At 29.9% G+C, this 22671-nt stretch carries 28 protein-coding genes; 3 read left to right on the top strand and 25 right to left on the bottom strand.

Annotated features, from left to right (window positions below; translation table 11 throughout):
• The first annotated feature begins 157 nt into the window (after positions 1-157).
• Positions 158-526: a YraN family protein gene (locus tag DP68_RS06415; protein ID WP_035307613.1), complete on the top strand. Its 369-nt coding sequence runs from the start codon at positions 158-160 to the stop codon at positions 524-526.
• 1 nt (position 527) lies between these two features.
• On the opposite strand, the gene DP68_RS06410 is transcribed toward DP68_RS06415, so the two are convergent.
• From DP68_RS06410 to pta, 22 genes are all read right to left on the bottom strand, one after another.
• Positions 528-1355 carry a ribonuclease HII gene (locus DP68_RS06410; protein ID WP_035307611.1) on the bottom strand — a complete coding sequence of 276 codons (828 nt, stop codon included), beginning with the start codon at positions 1353-1355 and terminating at the stop codon, positions 528-530.
• Between the two features lie 15 nt (positions 1356-1370).
• On the bottom strand, positions 1371-2222 hold the full coding sequence (gene ylqF, locus DP68_RS06405) for a ribosome biogenesis GTPase YlqF (RefSeq protein WP_035307909.1): 852 nt from the start codon (positions 2220-2222) through the stop codon (positions 1371-1373).
• 31 nt (positions 2223-2253) lie between these two features.
• Positions 2254-2766: a signal peptidase I gene (lepB, locus tag DP68_RS06400; RefSeq protein ID WP_035307609.1), complete on the bottom strand. Its 513-nt coding sequence runs from the start codon at positions 2764-2766 to the stop codon at positions 2254-2256.
• A 56-nt stretch (positions 2767-2822) separates the two neighbouring features.
• Positions 2823-3167, bottom strand: a complete 345-nt coding sequence (rplS, locus tag DP68_RS06395; RefSeq protein WP_035307606.1) for a 50S ribosomal protein L19 — start codon at positions 3165-3167, stop codon at positions 2823-2825.
• Between the two features lie 115 nt (positions 3168-3282).
• On the bottom strand, positions 3283-4011 hold the full coding sequence (gene trmD / locus DP68_RS06390; protein ID WP_035307604.1) for a tRNA (guanosine(37)-N1)-methyltransferase TrmD: 729 nt from the start codon (positions 4009-4011) through the stop codon (positions 3283-3285).
• A complete protein-coding gene (rimM, locus tag DP68_RS06385) occupies positions 3996-4490 on the bottom strand; it encodes a ribosome maturation factor RimM (protein ID WP_035307602.1) in 495 nt (164 codons plus the stop codon). Before rimM ends, trmD begins: the two co-directional genes overlap by 16 nt.
• Before the next feature lie 48 nt (positions 4491-4538).
• Positions 4539-4766: a KH domain-containing protein gene (locus DP68_RS06380; RefSeq protein WP_035307601.1), complete on the bottom strand. Its 228-nt coding sequence runs from the start codon at positions 4764-4766 to the stop codon at positions 4539-4541.
• A gap of 16 nt (positions 4767-4782) precedes the next feature.
• Positions 4783-5040: a 30S ribosomal protein S16 gene (rpsP, locus tag DP68_RS06375; protein ID WP_035307600.1), complete on the bottom strand. Its 258-nt coding sequence runs from the start codon at positions 5038-5040 to the stop codon at positions 4783-4785.
• A 39-nt stretch (positions 5041-5079) separates the two neighbouring features.
• Positions 5080-6435: a signal recognition particle protein gene (gene ffh / locus DP68_RS06370; RefSeq protein WP_035307599.1), complete on the bottom strand. Its 1356-nt coding sequence runs from the start codon at positions 6433-6435 to the stop codon at positions 5080-5082.
• An 11-nt stretch (positions 6436-6446) separates the two neighbouring features.
• Entirely contained in the window at positions 6447-6791 is a 345-nt protein-coding gene (locus DP68_RS06365) for a putative DNA-binding protein (RefSeq protein ID WP_035307597.1), read from the bottom strand.
• 165 nt (positions 6792-6956) lie between these two features.
• The gene (gene ftsY, locus DP68_RS06360) at positions 6957-7868 is read right to left on the bottom strand and encodes a signal recognition particle-docking protein FtsY (RefSeq protein ID WP_035307595.1); all 912 of its coding nucleotides are present in this window, start codon (positions 7866-7868) and stop codon (positions 6957-6959) included.
• Between the two features lie 11 nt (positions 7869-7879).
• Positions 7880-11437 carry a chromosome segregation protein SMC gene (gene smc / locus DP68_RS06355; RefSeq protein ID WP_035307593.1) on the bottom strand — a complete coding sequence of 1186 codons (3558 nt, stop codon included), beginning with the start codon at positions 11435-11437 and terminating at the stop codon, positions 7880-7882.
• A gap of 14 nt (positions 11438-11451) precedes the next feature.
• Positions 11452-11550 carry a DUF4044 domain-containing protein gene (locus DP68_RS19455; protein WP_186430201.1) on the bottom strand — a complete coding sequence of 33 codons (99 nt, stop codon included), beginning with the start codon at positions 11548-11550 and terminating at the stop codon, positions 11452-11454.
• A gap of 107 nt (positions 11551-11657) precedes the next feature.
• Positions 11658-11918: a stage V sporulation protein S gene (locus tag DP68_RS06350; RefSeq protein WP_035307590.1), complete on the bottom strand. Its 261-nt coding sequence runs from the start codon at positions 11916-11918 to the stop codon at positions 11658-11660.
• Between the two features lie 61 nt (positions 11919-11979).
• Positions 11980-13068, bottom strand: coding sequence for a radical SAM protein (locus tag DP68_RS06345; protein ID WP_035307588.1), 1089 nt, complete (start codon positions 13066-13068; stop codon positions 11980-11982).
• A complete protein-coding gene (gene rnc / locus DP68_RS06340; RefSeq protein WP_035307587.1) occupies positions 13061-13762 on the bottom strand; it encodes a ribonuclease III in 702 nt (233 codons plus the stop codon). Before rnc ends, DP68_RS06345 begins: the two co-directional genes overlap by 8 nt.
• 125 nt (positions 13763-13887) lie before the next feature.
• The gene (gene acpP, locus DP68_RS06335) at positions 13888-14121 is read right to left on the bottom strand and encodes an acyl carrier protein (RefSeq protein ID WP_035307585.1); all 234 of its coding nucleotides are present in this window, start codon (positions 14119-14121) and stop codon (positions 13888-13890) included.
• Positions 14122-14185: 64 nt separating this feature from the next.
• Positions 14186-15187 carry a phosphate acyltransferase PlsX gene (gene plsX, locus DP68_RS06330; protein ID WP_035307583.1) on the bottom strand — a complete coding sequence of 334 codons (1002 nt, stop codon included), beginning with the start codon at positions 15185-15187 and terminating at the stop codon, positions 14186-14188.
• A gap of 139 nt (positions 15188-15326) precedes the next feature.
• Positions 15327-15509, bottom strand: a complete 183-nt coding sequence (gene rpmF, locus DP68_RS06325; protein WP_035307581.1) for a 50S ribosomal protein L32 — start codon at positions 15507-15509, stop codon at positions 15327-15329.
• A gap of 22 nt (positions 15510-15531) precedes the next feature.
• Positions 15532-16023 carry a DUF177 domain-containing protein gene (locus tag DP68_RS06320; protein ID WP_035307579.1) on the bottom strand — a complete coding sequence of 164 codons (492 nt, stop codon included), beginning with the start codon at positions 16021-16023 and terminating at the stop codon, positions 15532-15534.
• Between the two features lie 100 nt (positions 16024-16123).
• Positions 16124-17323: an acetate kinase gene (locus DP68_RS06315; RefSeq protein WP_035307578.1), complete on the bottom strand. Its 1200-nt coding sequence runs from the start codon at positions 17321-17323 to the stop codon at positions 16124-16126.
• A 57-nt stretch (positions 17324-17380) separates the two neighbouring features.
• A complete protein-coding gene (gene pta, locus DP68_RS06310; RefSeq protein ID WP_035307576.1) occupies positions 17381-18379 on the bottom strand; it encodes a phosphate acetyltransferase in 999 nt (332 codons plus the stop codon).
• Between the two features lie 270 nt (positions 18380-18649).
• Between pta and DP68_RS06305 the strand changes: the two genes are divergently transcribed.
• Positions 18650-19867, top strand: a complete 1218-nt coding sequence (locus DP68_RS06305; protein ID WP_035307573.1) for a nucleotidyltransferase — start codon at positions 18650-18652, stop codon at positions 19865-19867.
• Positions 19868-19923: 56 nt separating this feature from the next.
• On the top strand, positions 19924-21096 hold the full coding sequence (ylbJ, locus tag DP68_RS06300) for a sporulation integral membrane protein YlbJ (protein WP_291547718.1): 1173 nt from the start codon (positions 19924-19926) through the stop codon (positions 21094-21096).
• Here the strand turns inward: ylbJ and DP68_RS06295 are convergent.
• Genes DP68_RS06295 through rsmD form a run of 3 tightly spaced genes read right to left on the bottom strand, consistent with a single transcriptional unit; the run spans position 21076 to position 22656 of the window.
• On the bottom strand, positions 21076-21603 hold the full coding sequence (locus DP68_RS06295) for an ATPase (protein WP_035307571.1): 528 nt from the start codon (positions 21601-21603) through the stop codon (positions 21076-21078). The two genes, ylbJ and DP68_RS06295, sit on opposite strands and share 21 nt — an antisense overlap.
• A gap of 2 nt (positions 21604-21605) precedes the next feature.
• Positions 21606-22097, bottom strand: a complete 492-nt coding sequence (coaD, locus tag DP68_RS06290; protein WP_035307569.1) for a pantetheine-phosphate adenylyltransferase — start codon at positions 22095-22097, stop codon at positions 21606-21608.
• Between the two features lies 1 nt (position 22098).
• Entirely contained in the window at positions 22099-22656 is a 558-nt protein-coding gene (rsmD, locus tag DP68_RS06285) for a 16S rRNA (guanine(966)-N(2))-methyltransferase RsmD (protein ID WP_035307567.1), read from the bottom strand.
• Positions 22657-22671: the final 15 nt, after the last annotated feature.

Genomic DNA, 22671 nt, shown 5'->3' with positions numbered 1-22671 from the left:
AGAATTTTTCTCTAGTATTTTGAGGTATACTTATATTATAATATAAGTAATAAAACAGTTACGTTATTTTATTTAGTTTATGATATATTTCTACTAGAATTAGGAAATAATATTAATTAGACGATTTAAAAATGTTTTAAATGAGAGGAGAGTTTTTATGTATTCCTATAAAAAGGATATAGGAAATCTAGGAGAAAATATTGCAGAAGACTATCTTATTGACAGAGGCTATATTATTTTAGACAGAAATTTTAGGAGTAAAACAGGGGAAATAGATATTATAGCAAAAGACGGAGATTATATAAGCTTTATTGAGGTAAAAACAAGGTATGGAACTCTTTACGGAACTCCTGGAGAATCTGTAAATTATTTAAAACAATATCGCATATATAAAACCGCACAAATGTATATTCTTAAAAAAAGACTTAACAAATTTAATTTTAGATTTGATGTAATAGAAGTAATCTTAAATCATCTTAATGATGATTTCTCTATAAAACTTATAAAAGATGCTTTCCAAATATAGTTTATAAAATGTTTTTTAAAAAACTCATCCTATGTATTTTGCATGGTCCAAATTTTTTCAAAGCTTCTATATGTTCAGCTGTTCCATAACCAGCATTTTTTTCAAATCCATACTGTGGATAATTCTTTGCATAATTGTCCATAACATTATCTCTGTAAACCTTAGCTATTATGGATGCACATGCTATACTAGCGCTTTTAGAGTCTCCTTTTATAACATATTCATTTTTCATATTTATGTTCTTTATTGCATATCCATCAGATAAAACAAGGTTAGGCTGTAAATTTAAATTTAAAGTGGACTGTTTTAAAACCTCATTGTTGCACCAGCCTATGCCCTTTTCATCTATAATGGTATTCTCTATTTCAACAATTTTATAAGAAATACACTTCTCCTTAATTATAGAACTTAATTCTTCTCTTAATTTTGCAGATAGCTTTTTAGAATCTTTTATACCTAAAATAATATCCTTACTATTTGATTTATTTAAATCTAAGACCACTGTAGCTCCAACAACGGGTCCTGCTAAAGGGCCTCTTCCTACTTCATCTGTTCCAGAAACATATCCATTACTAATAAATCCCTTATCAAAATTGTACATGTTATTTACTCTTTCAATTTCTTTATTAGTTTTCTCAATAAAACTTTGCAAGCTTACTGAAAGTTTCTGTACATTTTTTCTATGGTCCTTACATAATAACTGTATTATTTCTTCTACATTTACTTGAGATTTTATATCAAAATAACTTTTCTCAATACATTTTATTTTGCTTTTGATTTCATCAAACTTTAAATTATAAAAATTTATATCATTTAAATTTTCTATCATAGTTTATATCCTTCATTATATAGTATCAGGTCTCTCAAGAGATATCTTACCTAGCTTTCCAGCTCTAAATTCATCTAGGAGCATAATAGCCACTCTATTATAATCTATCTCTCCCCTTGAAATTACAGCGCCTCTTTTTCTTCCTATATTATCCATATTCTCCAATGCGCTATCACTTAATGTCTCTAACTTATATCTATTTTTAAGATTTTCAGGATATTCCTCTTGAAGTTTTTCTATAAGCTTCAATGCCAAAGTTTCTATATCCATAATTTCATCCTTTATAGCTCCTGTAAAAGCTAAGCTTAAACCTACCTGTTCATCTTCAAATTTAGGCCATAACACTCCTGGTGTATCTAAAAGCTCAACATCCATTTTAGTCTTTATCCACTGCTTGCTTTTAGTAACTCCTGGCTTATCTCCAGTCTTTGCAATGCTGGCTTTTGCCATTTTATTTATGAAAGATGACTTTCCTCCATTAGGAATACCTACCACCATTACTCTATCTACAAATTTCATTATGCCCTTATTTTTTATTCTCTCATGCTTTTCTTTTAAAAGTTCATCTAACAAACCTCTAATCTTATTAGTTCCTTCACCCGTTAAAGCATTAAAAGCTATGGCCTTTACATTTTGTTTAGATAAAGTCCTTATCCACTGATTAGTAATTTCTTTTTCACTTAAATCAGCTTTATTTAAAAGAATTATTCTAGGCTTATCACCACAAATTTCTTCTATTTCAGGATTCGCACTAGATTTAACTATTCTGGCATCTCTTATTTCAATCACTGCATCTACTAATTTAAGATTTTCTTTTATTTGTCTTCTTGTTTTTGCCATATGACCAGGAAACCAATTTATTGCCATATCCATATATATCTATCCTTTCTTTAGGTTATTAATTTATACTTCCAAAGTTTCTAAAAGGATAAATCCTTAAAGCAGCTCTTCCTACTACCATATTGTATTTTACAAACCCAACTCTAGAATCTCTACTATCTAAACTATTATTTCTATTATCCCCTAAAACAAACACTGTTCCTGATGGCACTGTTACTTCAGGAAAGTCCTCCATTTTTTGTTCAAATATATAATCCTCGTTTTGAGAAATTCCATTTATAAATAAGGTATTATTTTCTACTTTCACTTTATCGCCTTCAACTGCTACTACCCTTTTTATAAACTTTTCTTTAGGGTTTGCTGGATATTTAATAACAACAATATCCTGCATTTTTGGTTCTCTAAAATAATATGAAACCTTTTCAACAATAAGCCTATCCTTATTATGAAGAGTAGGATACATAGATAACCCATCCACATTTACAGTTTCAAATACAAAAGTTATTATTAAAAATGCAGCTATTATTGCTATAAGTATAGACTTGCCTAAATCCACTAACTCTTTTACCATACGATAACACCACCTAATATATAAAAAAGGGACTTATTAAGTAAGCCCCATTTTTATTATAATCTTTCTTTTACTTTTGCAGCCTTACCTACTCTATCTCTTAAGTAGAATAACTTAGCTCTTCTTACTTTACCTCTTCTAACAACTTCGATTTTCTCAACAGTTGGAGCATTAACTGGGAATGTTCTTTCAACTCCTACATTGTAAGCAACTCTTCTTACAGTAAAAGTTTCTCTTAATCCACCGTTTTGTCTCTTTAATACTGTTCCTTCGAAAATCTGTACTCTTTCTCTGTTACCTTCTTTAATTCTTACATGTACTTTTACAGTATCTCCGACATTAAATTCAGGTAAATCATTTCTAATTTGTTCAGCTTCTATAGCTCTTATTACTTCTAACATTGTGCATTCCCTCCTTGAAAATATGTAACGCTCATGCCTATTTTTAAGACAGAGGAACGTCCGTACTAGCACAAAGGTTATTTTAACATATATAAACTTATTTTTCAACAACAATCTATGATTTTTTCTTCCATTTTTTTAATAATTTAATATCTTCTTCTGTTAAATTATAAGTTTCAAATAAATCAGGTCTTCTTTCTTCTGTTATAATCAAAGATTGAAGTTTTCTCCATTTGCGTATATTTTCATGATGACCTGATGTTAATATTTCAGGTACCTTTTCTCCTCTAAAGACTTCAGGTCTAGTATACTGTGGATATTCTAAAAGTCCATCATAAAAGGATTCATCCATAAAACTCTCACTACTTCCTAAAACTTCTGGAATTAATCTACAAACGGCATCCACTACAGGTATACATGCCATTTCACCTCCGGTCAAAACAAAGTCACCTAATGAAATTTCCATATCTATATGATTATAAACTCTTTCATCAATACCTTCATAGTGGCCACAAACAAATATTAATCCTTTTTCCTTAGAAAGCTCTTTTGCCATTTCTTGATTAAACGTTTTTCCCCTTGGGCCCAAAAAAATAACTTTACCTGAGTTTAGCTTCTTTGCATGGCTTATAGCATCCACTAACGGTTGCGCTGACATTACCATACCTGCACCACCGCCATATGGATAGTCATCTACCTTTCTATGTTTGCTTTCAGTAAAATCTCTTATATTTATAGTATTTATATTTATAATATTATTTTTTATAGCTCTACCCATTATACTGTGGTTAAAAATTTCGAACATCTCTGGAAACAAAGTTAAAATATCTACTCTGACATCCATTGCGAAACAGGCTTTATAATTACCTTTCTTTCTTCTATATTTATATTAACCACAATATCTTTTAACGCTGGAATAAGTAATTCCTTTTTTTCTTTAATCCAGTATACATCATTGCTTTTAGTTTGTATTACATCTGCTATTTTACCTAGATCTTCACCATTTTCATCATACACTGTACATCCAATCAAATCAGCTATAAAAAAACTACCTTCTGAAAGCTTTTCAGCATCATCTCTTTTTACTTCTATGTATTTATTTTTGTATTTCATTGCTTGTTCAATGGAATCTATTCCTTCTATTCTTAAAATAACCTTATCATTTTGAAACTTAACGCTTAATATATTTGTTTCCTTATTATCAATAAATATTTTATCTAAAGCTTTAAACGCCTTTATATCATCAGTAAGAGGAAATACCTTTACTTCACCGTTCAATCCATGAGTGTTTATTATTTGACCTACACTTAGATACTCTTTCATAATAATAGTCTCCTTTCTAAAAAAAAGAGTTAGGCATCCCTAACTCTTTTATAATATCTCTACAACAACTCTCTTGTTTTCCTTAATCGCTGCTGCTTTAACTACAGTTCTAATAGCTTTAGCTATTCTTCCCTGTTTTCCTATAACTTTTCCCATGTCTTCTGGAGCAACCTTTAATTCTAAAATTACTGATTGTTCTCCAGTTATTTCATTCACTTGAACCATATCAGGGCTATCAACTAATGACTTAGCTATAATTTCAACTAATTCTTTCATTTAATGCACCCCCATATTACTTTCCAAGCTTCTCTGAAACACCAGACTTAACAAAAAGTCTTTTAACTATTTCTGTTGGTTGAGCACCATTGTTTACCCACTGAATAGCTTTTTCTTCATCTATCTTGATAGTTGCTGGTTCAGTGATTGGGTTGTAGTATCCTATTTCTTCTATGAATCTTCCATCTCTTGGGGATCTGGAATCTGCTACAACAACTCTATAGAAAGGAGCTTTTTTAGCACCCATTCTTCTTAGTCTTATTTTAACTGCCATGTTTTTTCACCTCCTTTAAAAAGTAAAACAATTAATATATTAGAAAGGTAATTTTCCAAATAAGCCTTTTTTCTTGTTAAAGCCTTTTTGCATTCCCTTCATTTGCTTCATCATCTTTTTCATTTCTTCAAATTGCTTTAAAAGTTTATTAATATCTTGAATAGTTGTACCTGACCCACTAGCTATTCTTTTCTTTCTTGAAGAAGAGCTGCTTACTAAGGAAGGATTTCTTCTTTCTTTAATAGTCATAGAACCTATAATAGCCTCAGTTTTTTTAAGTTCTTTTTCACCTTGGCTAAGATCTACTCCTTGAAGCTCCTTAGTGCTTATACCAGGAATCATTTCCACTATTTTATTTAAAGGACCCAAGTTCTTCATTTGCTGCATTGCCTGCTGGAAATCCTCTAAATTAAATTCTTGATTCATAAGACGATTGCCAAGTTTTTCTGCTTCCTTTTCGTCTATTGCTTGTTGAGCTTTTTCTATTAAAGTCAATACATCTCCCATACCTAGTATTCGAGATGCCATTCTATCTGGATGAAAAACTTCAAAGTCATTCATTTTTTCGCCTATACCTACAAACTTTATAGGCTTTCCAGTAATAGCCTTTATAGAAAGGGCTGCTCCACCTCTAGTGTCACCATCTAACTTTGTGAGTACAACTCCTGTAACATCTAATTTACTATTGAAACTTTCCGCTACATTTACTGCATCCTGTCCTGTCATTGAATCTACTACAAGAAGTATTTCATCAGGGTTTACACCTTCTTTAACATCTTGCAGTTCCTTCATCAAGTCTTCATCTATATGTAATCTTCCTGCAGTATCTATTATAACTACATTTAAGTTATTGTCCTTAGCATGCTTTATAGCAGCTTTAGAAATATCTATAGGACTTACTTTGTCGCCTAACGAAAACACAGGAATATCTATTTGTTTTCCTACTACTTGTAACTGCTTTATTGCAGCAGGTCTATATATATCACACGCTGCAAGTAATGGTTTTTTATTTTTCTTCTTTAACTGAAGAGCAAGTTTTCCAGCTAGTGTGGTTTTACCAGCACCTTGTAACCCTACAAGCATTATTACAGTGATATTATTTTGAGCAAAATTTATTTGACTTTCTGTGGTTCCCATAAGTTCTACGAGTTCTTCATTTACTATTTTTATTACTTGCTGACCAGGTGTTAAACTTTCTAACACCTCGTTCCCCATAGATTTCTCACTTACTTTTTTCACGAAGTCCTTAACTATTTTATAATTAACATCTGCTTCTAAGAGAGCAAGTTTTACTTCTCTCATGGCTTCCTTTATATCTTTTTCCGTAAGTTTCCCCTTACCTTTAAGCTTTTTTAAAGTTTCTTGAAGCTTAGAAGCTAATCCTTCAAAAGCCATACATATCCTCCCTAAATATTATCTATCAACTGAGTTTTTATACAATCAACTATTTTCATTTGATTTTCATCACAGTTTTCTTCTAATTTATCTAGTTCAATTAGAATATTTCTTTTAACATTTGCTAATTGCATATTTTTTTGCATTATCTTCAGTTTTAATTCATAATCTAGCAAAAGCTTATTACATCTCTTTATTAAATCATAAATAGCTTGCCTGCTAGTATTTGTATGTTCTGATATCTCTGCTAATGAAAAATCTTCATTATAGTACAGATTCATAATATATGTTTGTTTTTCCGTAAGTAAAGCCCCGTAATAATCTAAAAGCAATGAAATTTCTATTCTTTCATCCATGAGTTTTGTGCTAATGCACACTCACTCCCTTATCACTTATTGACGAATTATATAATATCAAATTTTTAAATAACTGTCAAGTATTTTCACTTAACAGCTATTTAAAAATTAAATTCTGATTCAAACCTTGTAAAATCAATACTTAATATAATAAAATACTAAGTTTTAGAATAACGCTTCCACAAATTCTTCAGGATTAAATTCTTGTAAATCCTCTATTCCCTCTCCTACTCCTATAAGTTTTACTGGAATATCTAGTTGATGTTTAATAGAAATAACTATGCCACCCTTAGCTGTACCATCTAACTTAGTAAGTACTATACCATCTACTTTACATACTTCCATAAACTGTTTAGCCTGAAGTACTGCATTTTGACCAGTTGTAGCATCTAAAACAAGATAAGTATGCTTTTCTGCATCAGTATATTCTCTTTCTATAATTCTATTTATCTTACTTAATTCGTCCATAAGATTTTTTTTATTATGAAGTCTTCCCGCAGTATCACATATAAGAACATCAGTATTTCTTGCTTTGGCTGCCTGTATAGCATCATATACTACCGCTGCAGGGTCTGACCCCTCTTGATGCTTTACTAAGTCAACTCCTGACCTTTTACTCCAGACTTCTAGTTGATCTATAGCTGCAGCTCTAAATGTATCTGCAGCAGCCATCAGAACCTTATATCCATTCTTTTTAAGCTTAGCTGATATTTTTCCAATAGATGTGGTTTTACCCACACCATTTACTCCAACAATTAAGAGTATTTCAGGAGTTTTTTCTGGATTAATGGATACACTTTCTCCTCCTAATATCTCTAATATAACTTTTTTAAGGCATGGCTTTACTTCTACAGGGTCTTTTATCTTTTCTTCCTTTATTTTCTCTCTCAATCTCTCAATTATTTCTAAGGAAGTTTCTACACCTATATCTGATGTAATAAGTATCTCTTCTAATTCCTCAAATAAATCCTCATCAATGCTTACATATAATTTTAGCATTTGACTAATCTTATCTGTAAAGTTTCCCTTTGTCTTAGTAAGTCCCTGTTTTAATTTTTCAAAAAATCCTCCAAACATGATATCACTCCTTATGTTGTTAAATCTACTGATACTATTTTTGAAACTCCCTTTTCTTCCATAGTAACTCCATATAAAACATCACTAGATTCCATAGTTCCTTTTCTATGAGTTATAACTATAAACTGTATATTCTCAGAAAACTTTTTTAAGAACTCAGCATACCTTGCCACATTGGCATCGTCTAATGCTGCTTCTATTTCATCTAATATACAAAAAGGAGTCGGTTTCATTTTTAATATAGCAAATAATAATGCTATGGCTGATAGAACTTTTTCCCCACCTGACATTAAATTTATATTTTGCAACTTTTTTCCCGGAGGTTGTACATTTATATCTATATTACCTGTCAGTTCATCTCCTGTTAATATAAGATCTGCACTTCCTCCTTTAAATAATTCATTAAAGGTCTCATTAAATATAGTTCTAAGCATATGGAAATTTTCATTAAAAACGACTTTCATCTTTTCAGTCATTTCTCCAATAACATTCATCAGCTCATCTTTAGCTTTTATCAAATCTTCCTTTTGGCCATTCATAAAATTAAACTTTTCTCCAATTTCTTTATACTCTTCTATGGCCCCTACATTTACTACTCCCAAACTTGATATACTCATTTTTATGTTTGAAATCTCCTGCTTATATTTGTTTATGTCCTCTATTTCAATTTTAAAATTTAATGCTTTATAAGAATCTATTTCATGTTCTTCATATAGTTTATTTTTAAGACTTTGTTCCTCGGTTTGAAGTTTAGTTAAAATTACTTCATACTTATGGAACTCGCTGTCTTTTTTCTCCTTAAGAATATGAAACTCCTCTAACTGAGCTTGATATAAATTTATTTTTTCTTTTACTTTTATAAGTTCAATTTCTCTATCCTTAAATTTAACATCTAAATTTCTTATAGCTCCATTTGTAAGTTCTATTTTTCTGTCATTATCTTTAATTTTCAATCTAAACTCATGGATATTATTTGCTGAATTTTCCATAGATATTCTTAAGTTGTCTTTTCTTTTTTTAAATTCATCGATTTCTTTATCTATTCTTTCCACTTCTTTTACATTATTTAAATACATTTCATCTATTTGAGCTTTTTCTATTTTCTTTGTCATCAAAGTTTCTTTTATTTTTTCTAGTTCATCTTGTTTAAATGAAATTGCTTTTTCTATATCTGAAATCTTAGTTACATTGTTTGTTTGTAACTTTTCCAGTTCATTAACTTTAGCTTTATTTATATCTTTTTCTTTAATATTTTCTTGTATGTCTAACTCTATAGACGTTATTTCATTTTTAGATATGCTTAAATTATTCTTCAATCTAACAGTTTCATTATCTATATGAGAAAGTTTTTCCTGAAGTTTCGTTATTTCTATATTTTCATAATAAACTTGATCTTTTAAATTCAAGTTTTCCTCATCTAGCTTTTTAACAATTTCATTTAATTTATTAACTTCATTACTATACTTATCTATTTTTAGCGAAGTTTCTCTTATGGAATTATCTATTTCTTCTATTTCTCTTTTTCTTCCTATAACACTGGTATTTTTATTACTATAAATACTACCTCCTGTTAATGAACCGCCAGGATTTATTACTTCTCCAGATAATGTCACTATTTTATAGCTATAATCGCATCTTTTAGCTAATATAAGTGCATTATCCATATTATCACATATAATCGTTTTCCCCAATACGTAATCTACCGCTGGAGTGAATTTATTATTATATTTTATAAGTTCACTTGCGATACCAATATAACCATCCACGTTTTTTATATCTTTATTTAATGAAACCCTCTTACCTTTTATAATGTTTAATGGCAAGAAAGTACCTCTACCTAAATTATTTTGCTTTAAATACCTTATAAGTGTTTTAGCAATTTCTTCATTAGAAGTTATAACATGTGAAATAGCTCCTCCTAAAGCTATTTCTATGGCCTTCTCATAAAGTTTATCAACTTCAATTATTTCTCCTAGCACATAAGCATTATTTATAGCTTCTGGAACTCTCTGCTTATCTATAGCTTGCATAAGATTTTTTATTGACTTTGAATACCCTTCATACTGCTTATCTAAATTCAATAAAAAGTTATGATTAGCTTCCAGTTTATTATAAATGGAGTGTAATTCTCTTGTTTCTTTTTCTCTTATTGATAATTTATCCTTATGTGAAGATATTTCTTTTTTGTTACTTTTCATATTTTCTTCATATGTATTTATTTTGCCCTTTAGCTTATGGATTTCAGCATTAAGCATTTCTTTAGTATTATTGTTTATTTGTATTGAATTAATAAAACTATCACAAGAAGTTTTTAGCTGAGTAAGCTTTTTATTTAATCCTTCTATATTATTATTAATTAATATCACGTTATTTTTAATAGAAGATACCCTGCTCAAGTATTCCATATGATCTGCCTTAATTTTGTTTAATACTTTTTCTTCATTTTCCAATTCAGAATTTAAGCTTAATACAAGATTCTCTTTTTCTAAAACATATTTATTTAATTCTTTGCTTTTTAAAGACATATCACTGAGTTGTTTTTCAGAAAGATTTCTAGATTTATTTAACTCATCTATTTTTTTATCTATTTCTTCTAGATCCTTTGTAGAACTCATTGTAATACTTTCTAAATTTGCTATTCTCTCTAATAGTATATTATTTTCAGATACTGTATTTGCTAGTTCTTCTTTCTTGCTATAATAAGCTTTTCTTTCTTGCAAATTTTCATCTTCAAATTTTTTCAGTTCTTCATTCCATATGTCTAGCTCTTTTTTACAGTTATCATTTTCCTTATGTAAAATATTCAAATCATTTTTTATGTGTTTTATTTTATTACTTATTTCATCTATATCAGCATTTAATTTTTCAATAGAATGAACTATTATATTTACTTCCTTTAACTTTAGCTCCTCACTTAATCTTAGAAATTTTTTAGCTTTTTCACTTTCTACCCTTAAAGGTTCTAATCTTTCTTCATAAGTGTTTAATATATCGGATATTCTAGTTAAATTGCTCTCCGAATTTTGCAATTTTTTTTCAGCTTCTTGTTTTCTTGTTTTAAACTTTACTATTCCTGCTGCTTCCTCTAAAAGGTTTCTTCTTTCCTCTGTTTTACCACTTAATATAGCATCTATTTTACCCTGTCCTATTATGGAATAACCTTCTTTTCCTATACCTGTATCCATAAATAGTTCCTGTATATCTTTTAACCTGCACTGTGTGTTATTTATATAATATTCACTGTCTCCAGATCTATAAATCCTTCTAGAAACTGTGACGTCTGTATATTCTATTGGGAGTTCTAGCTTAGTATTATCTAAAGTTAGGGATACTTGAGCAAGACTTACAGGCTTTCTAAATTGTGTTCCGGCAAAAATTACATCTTCCATTTTGCCACCTCTTAAGTTTTTAACACTTTGCTCTCCTAAAACCCATCTTACAGCATCTGATATGTTGCTTTTACCACTGCCATTAGGTCCTACTATAGATGTTACTCCTCTTTTAAACGTAAGTTCTGTTTTATTTGCAAAGGATTTAAATCCTCTTATTTCAATTGATTTCAAAAACATTTACTATAGCTCTCCTATCTTCCAATCACAAGAGGTAACAAACTTGCTACAAACATTATAAGCACTATATATACCATTATTTTTTGTATTTTATCTCTTTTGGCTTTTTTCATAAAAACACCTCTAACTTAAAATATTTAATAATATACTAGTTTATATTAAAAAAACTAAAATATCAACGCTAAAAATAAAAACCATGATTTACATGGTTTTTCATATATTATCTTTGCTGAACAATAAATTTAATTGCTGTTCTTTCTTCCCCTTCTATATTAACTTCTGCAAAAGCCGGAACCACTACTAAATCAATTCCATTAGGAGCTACAAATCCCCTTGTAATGGCTATTGCCTTTATTGCTTGGTTTACCGCTCCTGCTCCTACCGCCTGTAACTCTGCACTACTTCTTTCCTTAATTGCTGCCGCCAACGCTCCTGCTACTGATTTAGGTTCTGATCCAGATGAAACCTTTAATATTTCCATAAATACTTCCTCCCCATATACCATAAAATAATCATTCCTATTATAGTTCAATTATCTTATTCTATATGAGCTTTAAATATCCTTCTTTATGCTTATTTATTATGTACTCATGCATCGACAATTTAACGTTTTTTTCATCTAGTTTCAAAACCAAATTACCCAATTCAATATTAGAATTTTGAATAACCTTAAAATTAACTGTCTTTAAATTACCTATCATGTCATAAAAAAATTCTTTTTTATTAGCATAAAGCTTAGAAATATCCTTGTTATTAATTTCTATTATAATTTCACCATTATATTTTGAAGGAACATTTTCAATAATCATATCATTCATTATGCTGCTCTCTACAAGCTCCCTAAATGCAGGATGGAATGGTCCTTGGACGATTTCTTTTCCTTCATTTATTTCTTCTGTAGGCTGAAGACCTATTCTTATAACTTTAATATTGTTGGATATAAGCATCCCATAAATTACTTTGGTTATCTTTATTGCCTCACTTAATGAATATGGTTTATACGAATTATTTTTAAGCATAAATTCCATAGGCGTATTTTTCACCACTAGCGCTGGATAAATTCTACATATATCCGGTTTCATAGATATTACTTTTTCTGTGGTCTCTATATCCTTTTCAAAGCTATCTCCAGGTAAGCCCAGCATTATTTGATGACCTAACGTGAATCCATATTCCTTAATTAACTTAGAAGACGTATATACTATCCCTTCTTCATGCCCCCTGCCTGATAGCTTAAGAACTTCATTATCTAAGGATTGCACGCCTAACTCTATTATATCTACTCCATATTCTTTTAAGTTATTTAATATCTCTCTGTCTATGCAATCTGGACGAGTAGAAAGTCTTATGTACTTTATTTTCCCTTCATCTTTATAACTTTTAGCTACTTTAAGAAGTGACTTTTGCCTATTCATATCTATTGCAGTAAAGCTTCCTCCAAAAAACGATACTTCTACAACTGCATTATCATTCTTTATGGTCTCCAAATAACTTTTTATTATATTATGAGTATAATCCTCGTCTACCACCTCATGAATTCCAGTAATAGAGCTTTGATTGCAAAATACACAATTATATGGACATCCTTCATGAGGTACAAAAATAGGGATTATATAATAACTTTTACTCATTATGTTCCTCCATAATTTTAATGGCTTCTTTTGCTGCATTTTGCTCTGCTTGCTTTTTGCTATATCCTGAACCATGACCTAATATTTTATCATTTAGTTTAACCTGAGTATAAAACTTTCTTCTATGAGGTGGCCCCTCATATTTTAAAAGATCATAAATAATCTCAACATCTCCTCGCTCCTGAAGCTTTTCTTGGAGCTTTGTCTTATAATCTAATATTATTTCATCCTTCATAGCTTTTTCTATTATATTAAAAAAATTACGTATTACAAATTCTTTTATAACTTCAATTCCCTTATCTAAATATATTGCTGCAATAACAGCTTCTACGCAATCCGCAAGTATTGAGGTTCTATCTCTGCCTCCAGTCAATTCTTCGCCTTTACTCATATTAATATACTGACCTAATTCCCATTTTTGAGCAACTTCAAATAATGAGTTTTCACATACGATAAGGGACCTTTTTCTAGATAATTCTCCTTCTGATTTGTTCTTATAATTCTTAAACAAATATTCTGTTATAATAAGTTGTAGTACAGAATCACCTAAAAACTCTAATCTTTCATTATATCCTATATTCTTCTTTTGATTAGCATATGAACTATGTGTAACAGCTACATCTAGAAGTCTTTCATCTTTAAATATAACTTTTAATTTTCTCTGCAATGTTTTTAATTCTACATCTCTTTTCATAACCAATAACTCCTCTTAGAAGTTTATTCTTCAACTTGCTTTTTTAGCTTAAACAAATTCAAGGATAAACTTTTAGTTTATTTGTTAAATTTTAAAGTCCCGTAAATATCCACGGGACTTCAAAATTATTCTTCAGTATGAGCTTTTATATATTCTACAATATCTCCTACTGTATTAATGTTTTCAGCTTCTTCATCTGGAATTTCTAAATCAAACTCTGTTTCTAAAGCCATTATTAACTCAACTACATCAAGTGAGTCAGCTCCTAAATCATCAACGAAAGATGATTCCATTGATATTTCCTCTGCATCAATTCCTAATTGTTCTGAAATTATATTTTTAACCTTTTTAAAAATCATAATTTTACCTCCCCGAATTCTTTTAATTAGATAATATTATATATTAATCATATCGTCAATACTATTAAATTTCATTTAAGATTATAAGTTCTTCTTTTATAAGTTCAATAATATTGTTGTTATGATAATTAATACATTGTCTTACAGCATTTTTAAATGCTCTTTTATCTGAGCTGCCATGTGCTTTAACACATATTCCATTTACACCTAAAAAAGCTGCTCCTCCATATTCCTTGTAATCGAATTTCTTCTTTATATTTTTAAAAACAGGTTTTAATAAGGCTCCTCCTATCTTAGTTGAAAAAGAGCTCATTATTTCTTCCTTTAATATATCAAATATAGTAAATGCAGTTCCTTCATACATCTTAAGAACAGTATTTCCTACAAATCCATCGCATACTAAAACATTTACATCTCCGGTAGGAATATCTCTAGGTTCTACATTTCCGATAAAATTCAAATTAGATTCTTTAAGAAGAGTGTATGCAGCTTTTGTAAGCTCATTACCTTTTTCCTCTTCTGCACCTATATTAACAAGGCCTACTGAAGGATTATCTTTTTTTAATATTTTCTCAAAATACACTTTTCCCATTGCTGCAAACTGAAGTAAATTATCAGGCTTGCATTCTGCATTAGCTCCTACATCTATAATCATAAATGGTGAATTTTTCCCTGGCATTATTGGAGCTAAAGCTGGTCTATCTATCCCTTTAATTCTTCCTACAATAAATAATGCGCCTGCCATAAAGGCTCCTGTACTGCCAGCTGAAATTATTGCATCAGCTTCTTTTGATTTCACCAAATTAAGCGCCTTATTTAAACTAGAATCCTTTTTTTTTCTTATAGCCATAACAGGTGGTTCATTAGAAGATATTACTTCTTTAGCATCTATTATACTCAATAAATTTTTATCGTATTCATAATTAGATAATTCTTTATTTAAAAGGTCCTCAGGTCCTGTAATAAGAAATTTCAAATCTTTAAACTCACTCAATGCTTCTATACATCCAGCGATTACCTCTTTTGGAGCTAAGTCTCCTCCCATGCCATCCACTGCTATAATCATAGTTACGACTTTCCTTTCAATAAAAAACTTGGTATTTTATCTGTAAAAAGTATATACCAATTTTTTAATAAATACAAGATAAAATGAAATAAAAAATATAATTTTGACATAAAATAAAAGAAAGTCAAAAGACTTTCTTTTATTTTTCAGAAGCTACAACTTCTTTTCCTTTATAATATCCACAGCCTTTACAAACTCTGTGCGCAAGTTTCATTTCATGGCACTGAGGACATTCAACTATTCCTGGCAAGCTTAATTTGAAAGTTTGTGCTCTTCTAGAATCTCTTCTACCTTTAGAGAACCTTCTTGCTGGATTTCCCACAGTAAACACCTCCTTAGTTTTATCAAAACAATTCCTTTAACTTAGCCAGTCTAGGATCTATATTTTCATCTCCACAATTACAAGTTGAGTGATTCAAATTAGTTCCACAACTCTGGCAAAGACCTTTACAATTTTCACTGCAAAGCCTTCTAATTGGTAAGCAAAGTATAATGTTATTTTCTATAATTTCTGTGATGTCAATAACATCACTATCTATAAAGATGCAATCATCATCTTTATTGGCATCATCATTAGAGAATTTTTCCTCAATAGAAAACTCCATGTTTCTATCAAAATTCTCTAAACATCTTGAACAACTAAGTTCAATTTTAACCTTTGCTGTAGCATTAAATGATATTTCATTTCCTAAGGCACTTAATGTTCCCTTAACTTCGATAGGAGCTAGAAATTTAATTTCTTCTTTCCCATCATAAAAACCATCTTCTTCAAAGCAAAGATCTATATCCTTTTTGGTAATCTTTTTTCTTAATAAATCAGATATATCTATCTTCATTTTTCTCACCTCAATGAATTAGCCACAATTTATTATATAAAGATGATAACTAAAAGTCAAGTTTTATTTGTTTTTTTGTTAAAATATGAAAATTCGTGCGTTATTTATCTCCAACTATTTCCTTAGTATCTCTAGCTATCATAAGTTCTTCATTAGTTGGTATAACATATACTTTTACTGAAGAATCAGGAGTGCTTATTTCTTTAGCAAATCCTCTTCCTTCACTATTTTTCTTTTCATCTATCTTAATTCCTAAGAATTCAAGATTCTTGCATATTTCACTTCTGCTTAATGCTGAATTTTCTCCAAGTCCTGCAGTAAATACTAAGCAATCCATTCCGCCCATAGCTGCTGCATAAGAACCTATAAATCTCTTTACTTTATAGTGGAATACATCAAGTGCAAGCTCAGCTCTATGATTTCCTGCCTCAGCTGCCTCTTCTATGTCTCTAAAGTCACTGCTTACTCCAGAAATTCCATATACTCCTGACTTTTTATTTAAAAGATTGTTTATTTCATCTATGCCTAGGTTTAATTCTTTCATAAGGAAAGTTATTATAGCTGGGTCTACATTACCAGATCTAGTTCCCATAGCTACACCTTCTAATGGAGTAAAGCCCATACTTGTTTCTACTGATTTTCCTCCATCAACAGCACATACACTAGCTCCATTTCCTAAATGGCATGTAACTATTTTTAAATCTTCTATGTTCTTACCCATCATTTCTGCTGCTACATTTGAAACATATCTATGAGATGTTCCGTGGAATCCGTACTTTCTAATTCCATAATTTTTGTATAATTCGTATGGTAAAGCATATAAGTATGCATACTCTGGAATAGTTTGATGGAATGCAGTGTCAAATACCGCTACCATAGGAGTATTTGGCATAAGAGCTTTACATGCATTTATTCCTATTATGTTTGGAGGATTATGTAATGGTGCAAGTTTTATACAATCTTCTAGGGATTTCATTACTTCATCGTCTATTAAAACAGAATTCGCATACTTTTCTCCACCATGCACAACTCTGTGTCCTACTGAAGATATTTCTGACATGTCTGAAATAACTCCATGTTCTTTATCTACAAGAGCACCTAATACTAATCTTATAGCATCTGTATGATCTTTCATTGGCTCTTCAATTATATATTTTTCTCCATTAACCTTTTGAGTAAGTATAGAACCCTCTATTCCAATTCTTTCAACAAGTCCTTGTGCTAGAGCACCTTCATTGTTCATATCTATTAGCTGATACTTTAAAGATGAACTTCCACAATTAATTACTAATATTTTCAATTTAACATTCTCCTTCCAGGTCTATATTTATATTTAATATAATTAATAAAATAAATCTTACTGATTTTGAGCTTGAACTGCTGTAACTGCAACAACGTTTACTATATCTTCTGGGCTGCATCCTCTTGACAAGTCATTTATAGGTTTTGCAAATCCTTGAGTTATAGGTCCTATTGCTTCTGCCTTAGCAAATCTTTGAACTAGCTTATATCCTATATTTCCTGCCTGTAAATCAGGGAATATTAGTACATTTGCCTTTCCTGCTACTGGGCTATTTGGAGCTTTAAGATTTGCAACTTTATCAACTATAGCTGCATCTAACTGTAATTCACCATCAATTTTAATGTCTGGTCTCATTTCTTTTGCAAGCTTAGTTGCTTTAGTAACTTTTTCAACTAATTCATGACTAGCACTTCCCATAGTTGAGAAAGAAAGCATAGCTACTTTAGGTTCCATATTGCAAAGTGTTTTTGCAGTTTCTGCAGTACTTATAGCTATAGATGCTAATTCTTCTGCAGTAGGATTTGGATTAACAGCACAATCTGAGAAAAGTAATAACCCATCTTGGCCATATACAGAATCCGGAACTACCATGATAAATGCACTAGATACAACTGAAGCTCCAGGAGCTGTTTTAACTATTTGAAGCCCTGGTCTTAATAGATCTCCTGTAGTATGAATTGCACCAGAAACCATACCATCAGCATCGTTTTGCTTTACCATCATAGTACCAAAATATAACGGATCTTTTACAACTTTAAGTGCTTTTTCAATAGTCATACCTTTGCTTTTTCTTAACTCATATAATTCTTTTGCATAGCCTTCTGTCTTATCACTTGTTTCAGGATCTATTATTTCTGCTCCATCAACACTAACACCGAATTTATTTGCTATCTCATGCACTCTTTCTTTATTTCCTACTAAAATTATATTTGCAAGATCATTTTTTATTATCATTTCACAAGCTTTTATATTTCTTTCTTCTTCTCCTTCAGGAAGGACAATGTTCATTTTATTAGACTTAGCTTTTTGCCATATTTGTTCCATTAATTTCATAACAAATATTACCTCCATCTTATACATTTTAATTAATTAAAGCACAATATATAATATAGGCCTTTTACCAAAGCTTTTCAAGGGTAAATTTTAAAAAAATATATATTATTTTAAAATTACCCATCCACTTTTTCCCTGAATTTTATGAAAAAGTATAGTATTTTTCAAAAAACGTGTTAAATAATTATCAATGTTTGTATAATTTGAAAATTTGTCTATAATAATTTATGTAAACAATATAAAATAATTACTAATTTTTGGAGGATAATTATGAAAATAGCAGGTATTGTTGTTGAATATAATCCCTTGCATAACGGCCATGTACTTCATATAAAAAAAACTAAGGAAGTTACTAAATGTGATGGTGTTATTGCGGTAATGAGTGGCCATTTTGTTCAAAGAGGTACTCCTTCCATTTTAGACAAATGGACCCGTGCCAAAATGGCACTTCTAAGTGGAGTAGACTTAGTAATCGAGCTTCCTTTAGTATATAGTATTTCTTCAGCTGAATTTTTTGCCTGGGGCAGCATGAGCCTGCTTAATAGCTTAGGTATAGTAGATTCTTTATGTTTTGGCAGTGAAAGTGGTAATATACTAGATATTATGAAGATATCTAATATTCTTGTTAATGAACCTTTAGAATTTAAAGCAAGTTTAAAAAAACATTTAGATAAAGGAACTCCCTTTCCATTGGCTCGAAATTTAGCATTGTACGAATATTTAGGAAATAACGAAAAAAATTGTTTGTCCTTTAACAATTTTTTCACCTCATCTAACAATATTTTGGGAATAGAATATTGTAAAAATTTATTGAAATTAAATAGCAGTATTGAACCCTTTACCATTTCAAGGCAAGGAAATTCTTACAATTCATTGGATTTGGATTCAAAATTTTCCAGTGCCACTGCTATAAGAAATTATCTACAAAGCAATACAGATATAAATCATATTAAATATTTTACCCCTGATAGTGTGTGGAATATACTTGAAAGTTTGAAAAAAAGCTCTTATTTATTTGATTTTGAGGATAAAGTATTAAATTATATAAAATATAAATATATTTCTGGAATTGGAGATACAGAAAAAATACCCGAAGCTTCTGAAGGACTTTCTAATAGAATTAACTCCTTTATTATTAGTTCTAATAATATGAAAGAACTTATACTGAATATAAAAACTAAGCGATATACCTATTCAAGAATAAGCAGGATTTTATATCAATACTTTTTAAATTTTGATACCTTTAACTATGATGCGCTTAGACGAAACCCATGCCCTTATGCTAGAATTTTGGGCTTTAATAGTATAGGAAGAGAAATGCTTAAACAAATGAAAAAAAGCTCTTCTATTCCTATATATACTAAGCTTCCGAAACATCTTCCTGAAATATTAGAAATAGATGTTAAAGCAACTAAATCCTACAGTTTAATTAATAATTTTGTAGACCCATTTGCAGATTATAAAACCAAGCCTATAATTCTAGAGTAATAAAATTCAATCCTTACAATATATTTATATTAAAGTATTTTTATAAGGATAGTTTTATGATAAGAATTATATTATATTTAATGATTATAATATCAATAATACTAATTTGTTTATTACTAAAAAATAAGTCTATGTTAATAACTTTAATTTGTTCCATATTGATAATAAGTTTTGCCTTAAATCCTAGTATTTCAATAGCTGGCACCATAGAAGGAGCTCATTTGTTTTTTTATAAAGTGTTTCCTTCATTATTCCCGTTTTTAACTATATCAAATATAATGTTGTACTGTAACGGCGTATTTATATACTCTAAATTTTTCGGAAAGTTTCTTTGCCTTCCTCTTAGGTTACCAGTACAATGCAGTTTTGTTGTAATAATAAGCACCTTGTGTGGATATCCGCTTGGAGCAAAATACGCCTGTGAGCTATATGAAAAGAAGATTATAGATTTCAATACTTGTAAAAGACTTCTAAATATAGCCTCTAATGCTAGCCCCTTATTTGTTATTGGTTCCGTAGGAGTATCAATGTTCAAAAGTTTAAGAATGGGTTATATATTATTAATTGCCAATTATCTGTCCTGTTTCATTATGAGCTTAATAATAAAACCCGATGAAAAAAAGATCCCATATAAATCTGCTGTAAATACTACCTATGATTTGAATTTAGGGTCAGCACTTAGAACTTCTATTGAAGATTCTATAAAAACTTCTTCATCTGTAGGTGGGTTTATAATATTGTTTTCAGTCATAAATAGCATAATAAAAAATAGCATCATTTTTGATGCTATTTTAAAAAATATTAGTATACTATTTAATATTCCTACAAAAGTTATACAAGGACTTTTACTAGGACTTATTGAAATGACAAATGGATGCAATATACTCTCTACTACAGATGTTAATCCTGCAATAAAGCTAAGTATTGCAAGTTTTTTAATTGGATTTAGCGGACTATGTATACTTTGGCAGTGTAATTCTTTTATGAGTAAATTTGATTTTTCCCTTATTAGGTATAGCAAATATAAATTATTACAAGGGATAATAAGTTCAATCATATGTTTTTTAACATATAATATCTTTTATACTACTTCCCCTACATTTAATAACTCATATTATAAGATATCTACAATCAATTTATATATGTACATTTTTTTAATTATTATATTACCAGTGGTAATTTATAAAATTATTATTACACTTAAAAAGTTACTTTTTCATACTTCTTAGTTCTTGTATATTTTCTCTTATGGTATCAGATGTAAACTTTACTTCGCCCTCTAAGCTACTTATAAAACGCTCCATTTCATCTTTGATGCTATTTAACATTTTATCGCTTTTTTCTGAGATTTCTTTTTCTAGCTCAGTTAAAATTTCATCTGCATATTCTCTAGCTCCAAGCCTTAAAGCTTTCGCATCATTTTGGGCTGAAGAAATTATTTCTTCGGCTCTTTCCTTTGCTTCAATGGTGATATCATGGCCTTCTATTTGCCTTTTTAAAACTTCAATGTTCTCTTTTTTTATCTCTTCTGCTTCCTTTTGCGCTTCACTTATTATTCTATCCTTTTCTTCATAAACCCATTGAGCTTTCTTAAATTCTGATGGCATATAATTTATTATTTTATATACCGCTTCAGTAATTTCTTTTTTATCTACCATTATCTTGCCGGTCATAGGCACTTTTGATGCCGTTTCTATTATCTCTTGAATATATTCAAGTAACTTAAGTACGTCCATAATTAAATCCCCCTATTTTTCTCTATCCTTTCTAGTACATCTTGTATAATTTCATCAGGCACTAATCCCTGTATACATCCTCCAAACATAGCTACTTGTTTTACAGAAGATGAACTTAAAAATGAATATTCTGCCGCTGTCATCATAAATATTGTTTCCATATCAGGATTTAATCTTTTATTCATTAATGCCATTTTAAACTCATACTCAAAATCTGATACTGCTCGTAGTCCTTTTATAATAACTTTTATGTTTCTTTCCTCCATAAAATTAACTAAAAGTCCACTAAAGCTTTCTACTTTTACATTTGGTATATCCTTAGTAGCTCTTTTTATAAGCTCTACTCTCTCATCTATTTCAAACAATCCTTTTTTATCGGGATTTACCAGTACTCCTACTATGACTTCATCAAATGTCTTGGATGCTCTTTTAATTATGTCTAAATGCCCATTAGTTATAGGATCAAAACTACCTGGGTAAACACCTATGTTCATTTTATTCCTCCCTATACTCGTAAAAGCAAACAGTTGTATTGCCATATTTTCTATAATCAGTTAACTTAATATTATCTGTTCCCTGATATATTTCTTCAATTGAATCAATTTTACTCACTATAATCCCATCTCTATTAAGCAAGTTGTTATCGTCAATTATCTGCATAGCTGGTGGAATCATTTCTCTTACATAAGGTGGATCTATAAAAATCAAATCAAAAACCATTCCCTTACTTGCTAGCATCTTTAAGGCCTCATAAGAATCCATATTTAAACATGTACATTTATCTTCAAAATTCAAACTTTTTACATTTTGCTTAAGAATACTAAAGCTTTTTTCTCCCATATCTACTAAATAGCACTCCTTAGCACCTCTACTTACTGCTTCCAATCCTAAGCTTCCTGTACCTGCAAAAACATCTATTGCCTTTGTTCCATATACACGAAATTGAATCATATTGAATATATTCTCTTTTACTCTATCTAAAGTAGGTCTAGTTCCCATACCTTCAGGAGGTAAAATCTTTTTTCCTTTTGCAATACCTGCAATTATTCTCATACAAATTCCTCCTCT

The organism is Clostridium sp. HMP27 (assembly GCF_000765165.1).
Taxonomy (GTDB): domain Bacteria; phylum Bacillota; class Clostridia; order Clostridiales; family Clostridiaceae; genus Clostridium_AK.
This window is presented reverse-complemented; position numbering and strand designations above follow the sequence as displayed.